Below are 15,771 nucleotides of genomic sequence, written 5' to 3'. Positions count from 1 at the left end.
CGTGTGAACGAGGAGAGCGGGGCCGGGGCCACGTACGGACGCCTGCGCGTCGAGGAGACGGACCTCGCCCCCGCGCGCTGGCTGACCGAACGGCGCCCCGGGTACGGCACCTTCGGGACCGTGGCCGGAGTCGCCGCGCCCGGATTCGCGGCCTACGCGCGCGTGCTGCACCCCGCGAGCCTCGACGAGCGGCCGGTGCGCTGGGAGACCGTCGCCGCCGCGTACGGACGTCGCGTCGAGGCCCTCACGGACTGGCACGAGGTCATCGGCGTGGAGCGGTACCACCAGAACGCGGAGGAGTACGGCCTGCCCGGCGTATGGGACGAGCACGCCGCCGAAGGGCCCACGCCCGGCGAGGTCGCGCGGGCCCTGATGCCCGTCCTCGCCCGGCACACCGGCACGCCGGAGCGGTGCTGGTTCGGGCTGTGGGAGGGGTACGGCCGCCGGGAGTGGCCCGGGATCCCCACCTTCCCGACCCCGGAACGGGACGAGATCCTGCTCTCCGGACCGCTGGCCGACGTCCTGTCCCCGGAGATCCTCGACCCGTTCATGGAACTCCCCGACCTGTGGTGGCCGCAGGACCGCGCCTGGTGTGTCGGCGGTGACGTCGACCTGGTCAGCACCTATGTCGGTGGTTCGGAGGAGCTGATCACCGAGCTGCTCACGGCGCCCGGCCTGGAGGCGCACCGGGTGGCGGCCGGGGACGGCGTCGGCTGACCCGCCCACGCCCGGGGTGCCGCGGTGGCACGCGTGGGCGATCCTTGGGGTATGGGTGCCCAGCGTCGCGGGACCCCTAGCAAGGGCCCGCCGAGAGGCCGGGGCGTGCACCGCGCTCTGGCCGTCGCCGCCGTGGCCGTGGTCGCCGCGATCGTGGCGGCCGTCGCCGCGCTCGTCGGCGGTCCGGGCGGGACGTCCGTCGACGTCCGTAGCGCGGCGGGTACGTCCGCAGACGCCCGTGCCCCGGCGCCCGTCGTTCCTCCCGCCCCCGAGGCGGCGCCACCGTCGCCCTCGGAGCCCTCTCCCCGGCCCCCCGTCGCCGCCGAGCTGTCCATACCGTCCATAGGGGTCGAGGACCTGGACGTCCTGCCCTACGAGGGGACGACCGACGACGCGGCGGGCACCCGGATCCAGGACCGTGGCGTGGCCGCCAGCCCCCACGGCGATCGCGGTGGCGTCGGACCGGGGGACATCGGCAACTACCTGGTGACCGCCCACCGGCTCTCCGCCGGCGGACCCCTGCGGGCGCTGCCCTCGGTCGACGTCGGGGACGAGGTGTACGTCACCGCCCGAGGCACGGTCTACACCTACGAGATCGTCGAGACGCGGACCACGTCCTTCCGCTCGGCCGACTCGCTCGCCGAGCAGCGGGCCGCCGTGCCGGGCGAGCCGGGGGAGAAGCCCACCCGCGCCATGATCACCCTCTCCACCTGTGCGACGCCGGAGGACGACGCCGCGGGCAACTTCTGGCGGGACGCCCAGGGCAACCCCGAGCACCGCATCGACAAGATAGGCGTCCTGACCTCGGAGCGGCCCGCCTAGGGCAGCGGCCCGCCTAGGACGTCGCGGGGCGGGACAGCGCGCGCGAGGCGTGGGCGCGGACGTCGGCGTCGGCGTCGGTGGTGGCCGTGGCGAGCGCGGCGCGGGCCTCGGGGTCGGCCCGGTGGGGGTGCAGCGAGAGGACGGCGGCCTTGCGGACGTCCGCGTTCGGGTCGGCCAGGGCCTTCGCGAGCGCGGGGACGGCCTGTCCGGCAGCCGCCGCGCGGAGAGCGGTCGCGGCTCCGGCCCGTACCTGCCAGGCCGGGGCGGCGAGCGCGGCGACGGCCGGCTCCGCGTACGCGGGCGGGCAGCCCGTGACGGCAAGGGCGGCGAATGCGGCGCCCTTGACCAGGGGATCCGGGTCGTCGAGCAGCGGGAGCAGCGGAGCCGGGTCCGGCGTACGGACGGCTGCCAGGCCGCGTGCCACGGCGACCCGGACCTCGCGGGCGGCGTCGGCGGCGGCCACCGCGAGCTCCGCGACCGCGTCCACCGCGACCAGGCCACGGACGGCGTGGATCCGGACGTCGATGTCGGGGTCGGTGAGCGCGCCGGTGTACACCGAGGCGTCACCGAGGCGCTGCGCGCGCAGGACTTCGAGGGCGGCGGAGCGGACGACCGGATCGGCCTCGTCGAGCGCCTCCCGCAGGGCGTCCCCCAACTCGGCCTCGGCGGGCAGCACTTCGACCAGTTCGCGCAGGGCTGCCGCGGCGGCGTGCCGGACCTGGGGCGCGGTGTCCCGCAGCCGTACGGCGAGCGCGGGCCCCGCCCCGGTGGGCACGGTCTCCCCCAGGGCGGCGACTGCGGCGGACCGGACGGCCGGGTCGGCGTCGGTGAGGTAGGGGCCGAGGGCGGCCAGATCGGGGGACTCCTCGGCAAGGACGAGCAGCCGCAGCAGCGCCGGGCTCGGCCCGCCCGAAGCGGCCGCCGATTCCACCGCGGATTCCGCTGCCGGCGCCTGAGCCGCACTTCCGGCAGCCGCACTCCCGGCGGACGCTCTCCCGGCTGCCGGTGCGACGTCCCGCCGGCCCGCCGTGGCCGTCGGCACCAGCGCCACCTCCCCGAGCCACCGCTCCGGCCCGGCCTCCGGCGCGAACTCCGGGACGGGCACCACGTACGGCTCGATCGGCCGGGCCGTGAACTCCATCGCCCCGGAGGGCGACTTGCACAGGTCGATGTGGTGGAGCCAGCCCGTGTCGTCGCGCTCCGGGTGGTCGAGCCGCTCGTGGTAGAGGCCCCATCGGGACTCGGTCCTCGCCAGCGACGCCCGTGCCGCCATCTCCGCGCAGTCCCGGATGAAGGACACCTCGGCGCACCGCATCAACTCGTGTGCGGTGCGGGCGCCCAGGCCCTCGATCTCCGTCGACATCCGGTCGAACGCCTCCACCGCGAGGGACAGCTTCGCCCCGGTCTTCGGCGGCGCCACGTAGTCGTTCACGAACCGCCGCAGCTTGTACTCCACCTGCGGCTGCGGCGGCCCGTCGGGGTGGCGCAGCGGGCGGTAGACGAGTTCATGGGCCGCGGCGAGCTGGTCCTGCGGCAACTCCCCTTCGTACGACCGGTACTGGGCCGCGTCCTCGCCCGCCAGGTCGCCGAAGACGAACGCCCCGATCATGTAGTTGTGCGGCACGCAGGCGAGGTCCCCGGCCGCGTACAGCCGGGGCACGGTCGTGCGGGCGTGGGCGTCGACCCGTACCCCCGAGGCGGAGTGCCCGCCGCACAGCCCGATCTCCGAGATGTGCATCTCGATGTCATGGGTGCGGTAGTCGTGCCCCCGGCCCTCGTGGAACGTGCCGCGGGTGGGGCGCTCGGTCGTGTGCAGGATCGATTCGACGGCGCTGATGGTCTCCTCGGGCAGATGGCTGAGCTTCAGGTACACCGGGGCCCGGTCCGAGGCGAGTTCGGCCGCGAACTCGGCCATCATCTGCCCCGACCAGTAGTCCGACTCCACGAACCGCTCGCCGTGCCGGTTCACCTGGTACCCGCCGAACGGATTGGCCACGTACGCGCAGGCGGGCCCGTTGTAGTCCTTGATCAGCGGGTTGACCTGGAAGCACTCGATGCCGGTCAGGGCCGCGCCCGCGTGGTACGCCATGGCGTAGCCGTCGCCGGCGTTGGTGGGGTTCTCGTACGTCCCGTACAGATAGCCGGAGGCGGGCAGTCCGAGCCGGCCGCACGCACCCGTGGCCAGGATCACCGCGCCCGCCCGTACGATGACGAACTCGCCCGTACGGGTGTGGAATCCGGCCGCGCCGATGGCCCGCCCGTCCTCCGGGTGGGTGAGCACCCGCACCGGCATGACCCGGTTCTCGATCCGGATCCGCTCCCGCATCTCCCGTCGCCGCAACTGCCGGTAGAGGACCTTCTTGACGTCCTTCCCCTCCGGCATCGGCAGCACGTACGAGCCGGAGCGGTGCACCTGGCGGACCGCGTACTCACCGTGCTCGTCCTTCTCGAACTTCACCCCGTACGACTCCAGCCGCTGGACCATCGCGAAGCCGCGGGTCGCGGTCTGCCGGACGGTGGACTGGTCGACGATGCCGTCGTTGGCGCGGGTGATCTCGGCGACGTAGTCGTCGGGTTCGGCCCGGCCCGGGACGACGGCGTTGTTGACCCCGTCCATGCCCATGGCGAGGGCGCCGGAGTGCCGGACGTGCGCCTTCTCCAGGAGGATCACGTCGGCGCCCCGCCCGGCGGCCGTCAGGGCGGCCATGGTGCCGGCGGTTCCGCCGCCGATGACGAGGACGTCGCAGGACAGCTCGGTCGCGTCGGCGAGGTCGGGGATGGCCAGAGGGGTGTCCACGGGAAGCCTTTCGGGAGCCTTCGGGCGGGAACGGAGGGATGTCGGGATCAGGGAGAGGCCGCGATCAGAGCGATGCGAGCACGCGGCGGCGCAGCTCGGCCCTGGCGGGCGACTGCCGGGCGTCCCGTCGGCGCGGCTGCGGTACGTCGAGCAGCCGGCCGGAGGGCAGCAGGGCGACGCGATCGCCCAGGTGGAGGGCCTCGTCCACGTCGTGCGTGACGAACACGACGGTGGCGCCCGTGCCGCGCAGGATCTCCACGAGAAGGTCCTGCATCCCCGCGCGGGTGTGGGCGTCGAGCGCGCCGAAGGGCTCGTCCATCAGGACCGCGCGGGGGCTGCCGACCAGGGCGCGGGCCAGCTGTACGCGCTGCCGTTGGCCTCCGGACAGCTGGTGCGGAAGCTTGCCGGCGTGGTCGGCGAGGCCGACCCGGTCCAGCCAGTCGGCGGCGGACCGGCGTCGCTCGGCACGCGGCACCCGGCGGATCGCCAGGGGCAGTTCCACGTTGGCGCGGACGGTGCGCCAGGGCAGCAGCGCGTCGTCCTGGAAGACCAGCGCCCGGTCGGCCGCCGGCCCCTCGATCGGCCGGCCGTCGTGGGTCACCCGGCCCTCCAACGGCGGGAGCAGACCGGCGAGGGTGCGCAACAGGGTCGACTTGCCGCAGCCGGACGGGCCGACCACGGCAAGCAGTTCGCCGGGCGCGATCCGCAGTTCGGCGGCGGCGAAGACCGTCGTACCGTCCGCGTGACCGAGCCGTACGTCGTGCAGGGCGAGCTCCGCGCCGGCTCGCGCGGGCGCGACGCTCGGGGGCGCGCTGCTCATGAGACCGACTCCTTCTCGACGACGGGTGCGGGTACGGGTGCCGGAGCGACGGCCGTACGGGAGGCGGGGCGGCGGCGGGACACGGCGCGCGCCGCACCGGCCGCGGGGCGCGCGGCGGGCCGCGGCAGCCAGGAGGTGACGCGGCGGCCCAGGAGCTCCACGGCCGTGGAGGTGAGCCAGCCCAGGGCGCCGATGGTGGCCATGCCGACGAACACGCCCGGGTAGTCGACGACCGTGTAGTCCTGCCAGGTGCGGTAACCGACCCCGTACTCGCCGGAGATCATCTCCGCGGAGATCACACAGATCCACGCGACGCCGATGCCCACCGAGAGGCCGCCGAAGATCCCCGGCAGCGCCCCGGGCAGGACCACCGAGAACAGCACGCGCGCCCGGCTGCCGCCCATCGTGAGCACGGCCTCCTCCCACACCGGGGTGAGGGCGCGCACCGCGTGCCGGGTCGACACGAGGACCGGGAAGAAGCCCGCGGTGAAGGTGATGAACACGATCCCCTGCTCGTTGCTGGGCAGCAGCAGGATCGCGACCGGGACCAGGGCGATGGCCGGCACAGGCCTGGCCACCTCCAGGATCGGGCCCAGGAGGTCGGCGGCCCAACGGGAGCGGGCGACGACGGTGCCGACCGTCACGCCCGCCACCGCGGCCAGCAGGAAGCCGACCATGATCCGGCGCAGGCTGTGCCCGAGGTCCTGCCAGTACGCCTCGGTGCCGATCCGGTCGGCGGCGGCGGAGGCCACCTCGCCGACCGTGGGGAACTGCTCGAACCGCAGCCACAGGTTGACGTCGAGCGAGGTCAGCAGCTGCCACAGCCCGAGGGTCGCGCCGAGCGAGACCACCCGCAGCAGCCAGCGTCCCGCGCTCATGACGCCAGACCGACGGCGGTCGCGTGGTCGACGACCCGCGATCCGGGGTGCGCGTCGACGTACGCCTTCGCGCCGGACGGGGTGACGAAGGCGCGCAGGTCGGCGCCGTCGACGACCCACACCGCCTTGTCGGCGAACCACAGGGTGCCGGTCACCGCGTCCGGGACGTACGCGGCCCGCACGTCCTTGGCGGTCCTGGTCGCCTTCAGGAGTTCCTTCGGGCTGTCGAAGGTACGGGTGGTGCTCTGGCCCTTCAGCCACAGCTCGGGCTTCGCTGCGGTCGCCTTCGGGTACGACGGGGCCTGCGCGGCCCGCTCCAGCGGGGCCCGGTCGACGAACGCGTCCACATCGACGTCGCCCACCAGCTTGGCCGCCTTCAGCAGCGGCACGTCCTGCTTCAGCGCGTCGATCAACTCCGGGCGGAGCGCGGGGTCGAAGGTGGCGATGCCGTTCGCGCCGTTGTAGAGGTAGACGACCTCGGCGGGCAGCCCGGTCTCCTTCGCCACCGACTCGGCCGCGGCGATCGGCTGTTGCCGCAGATGGTCGGTGGCCCGCCGCTGTGCCGTGAGGAAGTCGTCGAGGATGCCCGCCCGTTCCTTGGCGAACTTCTCACGGACGGTGACCCCGTGGAAGGTCGGCAGGTTCAGCTCGGCGCCGTCGTACAGCGCCGTGGCGCGGCCCTGGTAGGCCAGCAGCCCGGGCCAGGCGACGAACTGCGACAGGGCGTCGGCGCTTCCGGCGGTCAGCGCGGACGCGCCGACGCTGGGCTGCTGGTTCAGCTTCCGTATGCCCCTGTCCGGGTCGATGCCCGCGCGCTGGAGGGCCCGGACCAGCGTCCCGTCGGCGGCCGAGCCGACGCTCGTCGACACCTTCTTGCCGCGCAGGTCGGCGAGCGACTTCAGGGGTGAACCGGGCGCGGTGACCACGGTGTTCAGGCCGCCGCGCAGGTTGTAGCCGGTGACCGAGACCAGTCGCGTCGGCTGCCGCAGCTGCTTGCCGCGGGCCGCGTTGATGAGCAGCGGGAAGTCGCCCATCGAGCCGATGTCGATCTTCCCGGCGGTCATCTGGGCGGTGATCGGCGCGCCGGTCGCGTAGTCCTGCCACGCGACCTTGTAGGTGACGCCGTCCTTCTTCCCGCGCGCCGCGAGCTCCTCCTCGAAGTAGCCGAGCGAGCGCAGCAGGGTGCCGGCGGTGACGGTGTTGATGGTCTTGGACTGGTAGCCGACGGTCACCGTGACGGTGCGCCCGCCGGGCGTGTCGTCGGCGCCCGCCGCGCCGCCGCACGCGGAGACGAGCAGCAGCGCGAGGGAGAGGGAGACGAGCCGGACGGGGGAGCGGGTCAGGGAAACGGCTGTGCCGGGCATGGGAGTCGGGCCTTTCACCGGAGCAGATAGGGCATGTTGACGGTGACCGCGCCGGTGGGGCAGCGGGCCGCGCAGGGGCCGCAGTACCAGCACTCGTCCACGTGCATGTACGCCTTGCCGTTGTCCTCGCGGATCGCGAGCGAGTCGAGCGGACACATGTCGACGCAGAGCGTGCAGCCGTCGATGCACTTGGACTCGTCGATGGTCACGGGCACGTCGGCGCGTTGCGGCACCAGAGGCATGGCTGTCTCCCGGAGGGTGGGGCGTCGGCGGTGAGGGTGTTCAGACGGAGCGGTGCAGGATGCCGCTCATGGTGATGCGGTCGCCGCGGAACCGGATGAACTCCAGGTCCACGGGCCGCCCGTCGGGCAGACAGGTCAGCCGCTCCAGCATCAGTACGGCGGCTCCGCGGGGAGCCTGGAGCACCGCGGCGGAGTGGGCGTCGGCGTTGACGGCTTCGAGGGTGATCTCGGCATGGCCCAGCGGACCGCCGGTCAGCGATTCGAGGAGCCGGAACACGTCGGTGTTCTCCAGGTCGCAGCCGAGGAGTTCACCGCCGATGTCCAACGGCAGGTACGACAGGTCCAGCGAGAGCGGCAGCCCGTTGAGCCGGCGCAGCCGCTCGATGCAGAGGACGTCCGTGTGCTCGGGCAGGCCCAGCCGGTGCGCCACCGGGCCGGAGGCGGCGACCGGTCCGACGGTACGCACCTCGTTGGTGACCCGGCCGTGCTCGTGCAGGGTCTCCGCCAGGCCCTGGAGACGGTCCAGGCCGTGTGGATACTTCTCGCACACCACGACCGTGCCCACACCCGGCTGCCGGTCGACGAGTTGCTCGCCGCGCAGCAGGTCAAGGGCCTGACGGACGGTGTTACGGCTGGCCCGGTAGTCGGTGGCGATGGTGTCCTCCAGGGGGAGGACACCGCCGGGGAAGCCGCCCGCCAGGATCTGGTGGCGCAGCAGGTCGGCGAGCTCCCGGGCCCGGTCCGCGCGGAGTCGCCGACGACGCGCGGCGGCGACCGGGAGGGAGGCGGGGGCGGGTTCGGCTGGCATGTCCGGGAACGTACCGGGGGAATCGACCGGATGGTGTTGCGGCCACATTGCGCCACCTGACGGACCGAAGACACCGCTGCGACCTGCGGTTTCCTCTGCGGGGCGAGAAGATCCGCCACCCCGTCGCCCACCAGATGGACGCTGTCTGCCCAGGATGCGGGCAGGTCGTTCCTCGCGCCCGCGGCGACGCCCGCCCCCCGGCGGCGACCCTGGGCGGCGGCCTCCCCACGCGGGGAGGCGGTCCGCGGCGGCGGCATCCTTGCGCGGCGGCGCCCCTCTCCCGTCGTACTCCGGAATGCCCGACGGCTCGCCGACGGTTGCCCCGAGCATGACTATCGGAGTGACGCTGAGCTCGACCTCTCACCAACTCTCCATCGACAGCACGGTCGACCTCGCGAGGGAGGCCCACGCGGCGGGTCTGCACTCGGCCTGGTTCGGCCAGACCTTCGCGTACGACTCTCCCCTCCTTGCCGCGATCGTCGGCCGCGAGGTGCCCGGGCTTCAGGTGGGGACCTCCGCGATCCCGGTCTTCGGCCGCCATCCGCTCGTCGTCTCCAGCCAGGCCCAGACCGCCCAGGCCGCCACCGGCGGCCGCTACCACCTCGGGCTCGCCCTCGGCACCCGGCACCTCACGGAGGAGGGGTTCGGCATACCGTACGAGCGGCCCATCGCCCTCCTCCGGGAGTTCCTCACCGCCCTGCGCCCTCTCCTGGAGACGGGCGCCGCCGACTTCCACGGAGAGCTGCTGACCGCGACCACCCCGCTCTCGGCGGCGGTGCCCGGCGCCGAGCCACCGGTGCCGCTCCTGGTCGCCGCCATGGGGCCGCAGGCCCTGCGCGTCAGCGGGGAACTCGCCGACGGCGTCCTGCCGTTCCTCGCCGGACCGCGCGCCCTCGCGGAGCACATCGTCCCGGCGGTCACCGCCGCCGCCGAGGCGGCCGGCCGGCCGGCGCCGCGGGTTGTGGCGCTCGTCCCCGGAGTGGTCACGGCCGACGCCGGGGCCGTACGCGAGACGGCGGCCGAGACCTTGTCGCTGTACGACCGGATCCCCTCCTACCAGCGGGTCATCGGCCTGTCCGGCGGCGAGCGGGCCGCCGACCTGGCGGTGATCGGCGACGAGGAGACCGTCGCCGCGGAGGTGCGGCGCTACCGCGAGGCGGGGGCCACGGAGGTCGTGTTCACGGCGACGGACCTGGGCGGCGAGGCCGACCGGCGCCGCACCTGGAAGCTGCTCGGGGAGCTCGCCGGGGCGCGATGAGGCGGCCACACGCGGGAACAGTGCCTGACCAGGGTTTTCCCGAGCCGAATGCCGGGAATCTGCCCCTTTGCCCATCGTCCCGCCCGCTCGGCGGCCGGGGCGTACCCGAGGTTCTGTCTGGAGGTCGCGATGCTGCTCAGCCACCACATCGACGCAGGAACGCTGTACGTCACGCTGCATGAGGACCTCGACGTCACGAACCGGGCCGCCGCGGCCCTTCTGCTCCAGGCGCTCGTCGACTCCCACCGGCCGGTGGGAGTCGTCCTGGAGCTGCCCGCGGGCCCGCCGACCGCCGCGACGCTGAGCGCGGTCGCGCGCGCGAAGAGGATGTGCGACAGCCTCTCGGTCCCGCTGACGCTGGTCGACGGGACGGCCGCCCCAGGGCGCACCGAGCTCACGACGGGATCCCGCGAACCCCTCGCGTCCGGCGCGGTGAGCGACGGGTGAGGCAAGGGATGAGCGAGGGGTGACCGGAGGTCCGCGCCCCACGGCCCTGACCGGTCAGTCCGGGGACGCGTCGACGAGGATCACGTCCAGCCGTCGCGGGCCGTGGACCCCCTCGACGCGGTCGAGTTCGATGTCGCTCGTCGCCGACGGGCCCGAGATCCAGGTCAGGGGGCGCGTGGGATCGAGGCGGTCGAGCGCCTGCGGCACCGAGGCGACGATCTGCGCGGGGGCGCGCACGAGGCAGATGTGATGGTCGGGTACGAGCGTGATGCGGCGGCCGCCCTGGTCCGGCCCGGCGTCGAGGACGACGGTGCCGGTCTCCGCGACGGCGACGGCGCACCCCGTCACGACACTGTCGACCTCGTCCAGGTCGTACGGGGTGAGTGCGGCCCGGTCGTCCACGACGGCCGCGTCCGTACGGCTCAGGAGCGCGCGGGGCAGCCCCGTCGGCGCGAGCACCCGGCGCGCGCCGCGCTCGGCCAACAGGCGTCCGATCAGCTCCGGGAGCGCGTCCGGGCGGCAGCGGTGGACGACCGCCCGGTACTCCGCCAGGTTCTCGGCGAGCAGGCTCACGGTCTCCTCTGCGTCCCGTTCCCCGTGCTCACGCAGGTAGTTCCGGGGGACGGCCTCCTCGTAGGGCGTGTCGTCCGGCGGTACGTCGGTCAGGGCCTCGCGGATCCGGCGCAGGATCAGCTCTCTGCCGCTCACTCGGATCCCTCCTTCCGTTCGTGCTCACGCTTCCACCAGCCGCGGAAGGATTCCGCCGGGACCTCGGGCAGATCGCGGCTGTCCGTCCACGCCCGCCCCGGACCGGGCAGGCGGGAGGGGTGGAGGCCGCGGGTGAGGGAGGCCAGCCGCTGCCCGGCCGCGTAGACGCCGGGACGGCCGAACGCCCATGCGGCCGCCCCCATGGCGGCCTTCTCCAGGCGGTGGCCCTCACCCCCGGCGACCTTCTCCCGGAGGTGGACGAGGACTTCGGGGATGTCGATGGCGACCGGGCACACGTCGTAACAGGCCCCGCAGAGGGAGGAGGCGTACGGCAGCGAGGCGTCGATCTCGCTCGCGGTGCCCCGGAGTTGAGGGCTCAGGATCGCGCCGATGGGGCCCGGGTAGACGGAGCCGTAGGCATGACCGCCGGCCCTCTCGTAGACGGGGCAGACGTTCAGGCAGGCCGAGCAGCGGATGCAGCGCAGGGCCTGGCGGCCGACCTCGTCCGCGAGGGTGTCGGTGCGACCGTTGTCGAGCAGGACGAGATGGAAGGTCCGCGGCCCGTCACCGTCCGTCGTGCCGGTCCACATGGAGGTGTACGGGTTCATCCGCTCGGCGGTCGAGGAGCGGGGGAGGGTCTGGAGGAAGACCTCCAGATCCCGCCAGGTCGGCACGACCTTCTCGATGCCGACGACCGAGATGAGGGTCTCGGGCAGCGTCAGGCACATCCGGCCGTTGCCCTCGGACTCGACCACCACCAGCGTGCCGGTCTCGGCGATCATGAAGTTCGCCCCCGAGATCCCGACCTTGGCGCGCAGGAACTTCTCGCGGAGGTGGAGCCGGGCGGCCTCGGCCAGCTCGGTGGGGTTGTCGCTCAGGTTCTCGGGCGCCGGCCGGCCCCAACGGCCCATCTCGGAGCGGAAGATGTCGCGGATCTCGCCGCGGTTGCGGTGGATGGCCGGTACGAGAAGGTGCGAGGGGCGGTCGTGGCCGAGCTGGACGATCAGTTCGGCGAGGTCGGTCTCGTACGCGGCGATGCCCTCGGCCTCCAACGCCTCGTTGAGCCCGATCTCCTGCGTGGCCATCGACTTGACCTTGACGACCTCGCGCTCGCCCGTCGCCTTCACCAGGCCGGTGACGATCCGGTTCGCCTCGGCGGCGTCCGCGGCCCAGTGGACGGTGCCCCCGGCCCGTACCACCGACTCCTCCAGCCGGAGCAGGTAGTGGTCGAGACGGCGGAGCGTGTGGTCCTTGATCCGCTTGCCGGCCTCGCGCAGCTCGGCCCAGTCGTCCAGCTCCGCCACCGCCCTGGCCCGCTTGTCGCGGATCGTGTGGGTGGCGTGCCGCAGGTTCGCCCGCAGGGTGGTGTTCCGCACCGCGTCGCGCGCGGCCTCCGGGAAGGCCGGCATGCCCAGGAACGTACCGCTCATGCCGCAGACTCCCCTTCCGTGCTCGCCAGGATCTCGGCGATGTGGACGGGCCGGACGCCGACCTTCAGCCGGCTCATCGTGCCGCCGAGGTGCATCAGGCACGAGTTGTCCGCCGCGCACAGGACCTCGGCCCCGGTGGAGACGGCGTTGCGGACCTTGTCGGCGCCCATCGCGGCCGAGACGTCGGGGTTCTTCACGGCGAAGGTGCCACCGAAGCCGCAGCACTCCTCCGCGCCCGGCAGCTCCACCAGCTCCAGCCCCTTCACCGCCGACAGCAGACGGTACGGCCGGTCCGCGAGACCGAGGCCGCGCAGACCGTGACAGGTGGGGTGGTAGGTGACCTTGTGCGGGTAGGACGCGCCGACGTCCGTCACGCCGAGGACGTCGACCAGGAACTCGGTCAGCTCGTACGTCCTCGGCACGACAGGCGCGACGGCCAGGGCGAGCCCGTCACCGCGGCCCTCGGCCCGCGCCCGCTCGCCCATGCGCGGATACAGCTCGCGGACCATCGCTCCGCACGACCCCGAGGGGGTGACGACCGCGTCGTAACCGCCGAAGACCTCGGCGAACCGCCGCGCGAGCGGCTCGGCCTGCCGCCGGTAGCCGGTGTTGTACTGCGGCTGGCCGCAACAGGTCTGGCCCATGGGGAAGTCGACGTCGACACCCAGCCGGGTGAGCAGCCGCACGACGGCCCGGCCGGTGTCCGGATACAGCGTGTCGTTGACACAGGTCAGGAACAGAGCAACACGCATCGCGGCTCCCTCACGTCACGTCGGTGATCCCTTCCCCCGGAAGGTAGCCCGCGTCCAGCCCGGCCCGCGACCGCCCGCGACCGCCCTTGGACGGTAATCGCGTCGACAGCGGCCCTCGGCGCGCGGCAGAGTGGCCGCCGTGACGAGCAGTGAGCTGTGGACCCGCGCGACCGCCGAACGCTACGACGCCGAGGAGGCCGAGATGTCCTCCGCCGCTGCCCTCGGACCGGCTCTCGCCTTCCTCGCCGACCTGGCCGGAGACGGCCGGGCACTGGAGTTCGCCATCGGTACCGGACGCGTCGGCGTGCCGCTCCGGGAACGCGGCGTGCCGGTGGTGGGCATCGAGCTGTCCGAGCACATGGCGGCGGTGCTGCGGCGCAAGGCCGACGAGGACACGCTCCCGGTGGCTGTCGGGGACATGGCCACCACCGTCGTCCCGGGCGTGTTCAGCCTGGTCTATCTCGTCTACAACACCATCACGAACCTGCTCACCCAGGACGAGCAGGTCGAGTGCTTCCGCAACGCCGCACGGCATCTCGAGCCGGGCGGCCGATTCGTCATCGAGCTGGGGGTGCCACCGCTGCGGTTCCTGCCGCCCGGCCAGGTCGCGGTGCCGTTCGCCCTCTCCGAGCAGCACCTCGGCTTCGACACCTTCGACCTCGTCGAGCAGATTCTCGTCTCGCACCACTTCACCCGCGACAGCGCCGACGGCCGCTACCGCCGCGGCAACTCCCGGCACCGGTACGCCTGGCCGGCAGAGCTCGACCTGATGGCACGGATCGCCGGTCTGGAACTCGAACGCCGCGTCGCGGACTGGGACGGGTCACCGTTCACCCAGGACTCCGCGAAGCACATCTCCGTCTGGCGCAAGCCGGCCTGAGCCCGGCCGATGGGGCGTCGCCCCTGGTGCCGGTCGCTCGCTCAACAGCATTCGGGGCCCGCAGGACGTCGACGGACACCACGTATGTCGAACTCCACAGGTATGCAGGTCTGTTGGAGTCGGATCGCCGCAACGGCATCGACACCAGTACCGGCGGGACGGACCGCGACGTCCGTTCCGGCACTCGAGGCCTCCCGTACGACACCCCGTGGGGATGCGCCGTCGCGCTGAGTCGTCTCCTGACCTCCGCGCGATGTCTTCGTCCCGGTTTGCGTCTTTTTGCCTGGCGCAAGAGAGTTGAAGGAGAGGCGCATCGCGCTCACTTCACATCCATCGGCATCCACGTGCAGGACCTCATCCGACGCGGTCCGGTCACGCTCGACCGGGCCTGCGCAGACGGAGAACCGTTATGGCCATCAACGAATCAGTGACGGGCAACGACAGCGTGGCGATCATCGGGACAGCCACCCCGGGCGAGCGAACCGTCGGAGTCGGGGGACGGGGAGACGCCGTAGGCGTCCAGGGCAGGGGCGACCGCTGGCACGGCGTCGAGGGCCTGAGCAGCAGCACGATCGGAGGGGCCGGGGTCTACGGCGCCAACTCCGCCGGCGGCGCCGGCGTGGTCGGCGAGACCTCGGGCCGCTTCAACCCCGCCGTGTACGGCAAGCACGGCGGCACCGAAGGCCAAGGCGTACTCGGTGAGGCCGAGAACGGGGCCGGCACAGCGGGCAAGTCCAAGAACTGGGTGGGAGTCTACGGGGAGTCGACGAGCACCACCGGCGGTAGTGGCGTCTGGGGAGAGCACAAAGGCGCTGGTACCGGCACGATCGGCTTCAGTGCGGAAGGCGTCGGCGTGCACGCCCGGGGAGGCCGCCTCGCGGGCTTCTTCGAGGGAGACCTCGAAGTCACCGGTGACCTCGTGCTCACAGGCGGGGATGTGGCCGAGCAATTCGACGTCGCTGAAAAAGACGGCACCGGTGAGATGGTTCCGGGCGCAGTCGTCGTCCTCGACGACGAGGGTGCGCTGGCGCCTTGCACGCAGGTCTACGACTCCTGTGTGGCGGGTGTGGTGTCTGGTGCGGGAGACCGGGTGCCGGCGCTCGTCCTGGACCGCCGGGAGCCGGCGCCGGGCCGAGAGGGCGCCTGCCGTCGAGCCGTCGCTGTCGTCGGAAAGGTCTGGTGCCGTGCCGACGCCTCGTCGCGGGCCATCCACGTCGGCGATCTGCTGACGACCTCCTCAACTCCCGGGCACACCATGGCTGCCACCGACAGGGAGGCCGCGTTCGGCGCGGTCCTCGGCAAGGCCCTCACTCCTCTGGCCTCGGGTACCGGCATGGTCCTGGTCCTCGTCGGCCTGGGCTGAGGACGTCCGCATGAGGTCTCGAGCGTCGCCGCTCCACCGCGCGACGCTCGGAGCCCATTCCGTTGTGTTCTGATCCGTGTCGAAGTGACGGGACAGCCGAAATGCCAAGACTGCGAACGGCAATTCACAGCGCCCGAGACAGAGGCGTGCTACCTCAGTACAGGCCGGATGGAAACGTGCGTCAACTCGTGCGCCGCCTCGATATGCTGGCGCCCATCTCCACGCGCCACCTCGTCGGGTTCCTGGACAGCCTCCACATAGTGGGAGAGCCTGAACATCGTCCCGATGAAGGACATCGGGAGACCCCGAAACCGGCGATCACGGTGAGGACCGAAGGGTCCGGCGATTCCGCTGTATTCCTCATCGACGGCGTTCGGTTCGCCGCCGATGCCACCGTGACGGTGAGGGTGGTCGACGACGTTCTGGCGCAGCGGAATTTCCAGCAGACGTCCGACTCCGGAGGAGAGATGCATATGCGTCTGAGC

General features: G+C 72.7%; 16 protein-coding genes. 6 read left to right on the top strand and 10 right to left on the bottom strand.

The window, feature by feature from the left end; translation table 11 throughout:
* The first annotated feature begins 3 nt into the window (after positions 1-3).
* Both ACZ3OF_RS14595 and ACZ3OF_RS14590 read left to right on the top strand, forming a co-directional pair.
* Positions 4-717 (top strand): hypothetical protein, encoded by a 714-nt coding sequence (locus tag ACZ3OF_RS14595; RefSeq protein ID WP_361672848.1) that lies wholly within the window; start codon positions 4-6, stop codon positions 715-717.
* Between the two features lie 105 nt (positions 718-822).
* Positions 823-1,539 (top strand): class E sortase, encoded by a 717-nt coding sequence (locus tag ACZ3OF_RS14590; RefSeq protein WP_361672850.1) that lies wholly within the window; start codon positions 823-825, stop codon positions 1,537-1,539.
* A gap of 13 nt (positions 1,540-1,552) precedes the next feature.
* Here ACZ3OF_RS14590 and ACZ3OF_RS14585 read toward each other — a convergent pair whose 3' ends face one another.
* From ACZ3OF_RS14585 to ACZ3OF_RS14560, 6 genes are all read right to left on the bottom strand, one after another.
* Positions 1,553-4,336: a fumarate reductase/succinate dehydrogenase flavoprotein subunit gene (locus ACZ3OF_RS14585; protein ID WP_467304788.1), complete on the bottom strand. Its 2,784-nt coding sequence runs from the start codon at positions 4,334-4,336 to the stop codon at positions 1,553-1,555.
* 64 nt (positions 4,337-4,400) lie between these two features.
* Entirely contained in the window at positions 4,401-5,156 is a 756-nt protein-coding gene (locus ACZ3OF_RS14580) for an ABC transporter ATP-binding protein (RefSeq protein WP_361672854.1), read from the bottom strand.
* On the bottom strand, positions 5,153-6,034 hold the full coding sequence (locus ACZ3OF_RS14575) for an ABC transporter permease (protein ID WP_467304787.1): 882 nt from the start codon (positions 6,032-6,034) through the stop codon (positions 5,153-5,155). Before ACZ3OF_RS14575 ends, ACZ3OF_RS14580 begins: the two co-directional genes overlap by 4 nt.
* Positions 6,031-7,398, bottom strand: coding sequence for an ABC transporter substrate-binding protein (locus tag ACZ3OF_RS14570; RefSeq protein ID WP_467304785.1), 1,368 nt, complete (start codon positions 7,396-7,398; stop codon positions 6,031-6,033). The genes ACZ3OF_RS14575 and ACZ3OF_RS14570 overlap by 4 nt, the downstream gene beginning before the upstream one ends.
* A gap of 14 nt (positions 7,399-7,412) precedes the next feature.
* Complete coding sequence (locus tag ACZ3OF_RS14565) at positions 7,413-7,640, bottom strand: 4Fe-4S dicluster domain-containing protein (protein ID WP_125741086.1); 228 nt, start codon at positions 7,638-7,640, stop codon at positions 7,413-7,415.
* A gap of 40 nt (positions 7,641-7,680) precedes the next feature.
* Positions 7,681-8,448, bottom strand: coding sequence for a GntR family transcriptional regulator (locus tag ACZ3OF_RS14560; RefSeq protein WP_361672860.1), 768 nt, complete (start codon positions 8,446-8,448; stop codon positions 7,681-7,683).
* A gap of 328 nt (positions 8,449-8,776) precedes the next feature.
* Here ACZ3OF_RS14560 and ACZ3OF_RS14555 point away from each other — a divergent pair, with 328 nt between their 5' ends.
* Both ACZ3OF_RS14555 and ACZ3OF_RS14550 read left to right on the top strand, forming a co-directional pair.
* Positions 8,777-9,706: an LLM class F420-dependent oxidoreductase gene (locus ACZ3OF_RS14555; protein ID WP_361672863.1), complete on the top strand. Its 930-nt coding sequence runs from the start codon at positions 8,777-8,779 to the stop codon at positions 9,704-9,706.
* A gap of 129 nt (positions 9,707-9,835) precedes the next feature.
* A complete protein-coding gene (locus ACZ3OF_RS14550) occupies positions 9,836-10,153 on the top strand; it encodes a hypothetical protein (protein ID WP_361672865.1) in 318 nt (105 codons plus the stop codon).
* 54 nt (positions 10,154-10,207) lie between these two features.
* On the opposite strand, the gene ACZ3OF_RS14545 is transcribed toward ACZ3OF_RS14550, so the two are convergent.
* Genes ACZ3OF_RS14545 through ACZ3OF_RS14535 form a run of 3 tightly spaced genes read right to left on the bottom strand, consistent with a single transcriptional unit; the run spans position 10,208 to position 13,043 of the window.
* Positions 10,208-10,861: a LutC/YkgG family protein gene (locus ACZ3OF_RS14545; RefSeq protein ID WP_467304782.1), complete on the bottom strand. Its 654-nt coding sequence runs from the start codon at positions 10,859-10,861 to the stop codon at positions 10,208-10,210.
* Positions 10,858-12,291 (bottom strand): LutB/LldF family L-lactate oxidation iron-sulfur protein, encoded by a 1,434-nt coding sequence (locus ACZ3OF_RS14540; protein ID WP_467304779.1) that lies wholly within the window; start codon positions 12,289-12,291, stop codon positions 10,858-10,860. Before ACZ3OF_RS14540 ends, ACZ3OF_RS14545 begins: the two co-directional genes overlap by 4 nt.
* Complete coding sequence (locus tag ACZ3OF_RS14535; RefSeq protein ID WP_361672872.1) at positions 12,288-13,043, bottom strand: (Fe-S)-binding protein; 756 nt, start codon at positions 13,041-13,043, stop codon at positions 12,288-12,290. Before ACZ3OF_RS14535 ends, ACZ3OF_RS14540 begins: the two co-directional genes overlap by 4 nt.
* Before the next feature lie 139 nt (positions 13,044-13,182).
* Here ACZ3OF_RS14535 and ACZ3OF_RS14530 point away from each other — a divergent pair, with 139 nt between their 5' ends.
* Both ACZ3OF_RS14530 and ACZ3OF_RS14525 read left to right on the top strand, forming a co-directional pair.
* Positions 13,183-13,923 (top strand): class I SAM-dependent DNA methyltransferase, encoded by a 741-nt coding sequence (locus tag ACZ3OF_RS14530; protein WP_467304777.1) that lies wholly within the window; start codon positions 13,183-13,185, stop codon positions 13,921-13,923.
* A 409-nt stretch (positions 13,924-14,332) separates the two neighbouring features.
* Positions 14,333-15,286 carry a hypothetical protein gene (locus ACZ3OF_RS14525; protein ID WP_361672878.1) on the top strand — a complete coding sequence of 318 codons (954 nt, stop codon included), beginning with the start codon at positions 14,333-14,335 and terminating at the stop codon, positions 15,284-15,286.
* Between the two features lie 149 nt (positions 15,287-15,435).
* Here the strand turns inward: ACZ3OF_RS14525 and ACZ3OF_RS14520 are convergent, their stop codons facing one another.
* On the bottom strand, positions 15,436-15,759 hold the full coding sequence (locus tag ACZ3OF_RS14520) for a hypothetical protein (RefSeq protein WP_361672881.1): 324 nt from the start codon (positions 15,757-15,759) through the stop codon (positions 15,436-15,438).
* Positions 15,760-15,771: the final 12 nt, after the last annotated feature.

The organism is Streptomyces sp. NPDC022552 (assembly GCF_055561875.1).
Note: the sequence above shows the minus strand (reverse complement) of the source record. Positions and strands in the feature narration are given on the sequence as shown.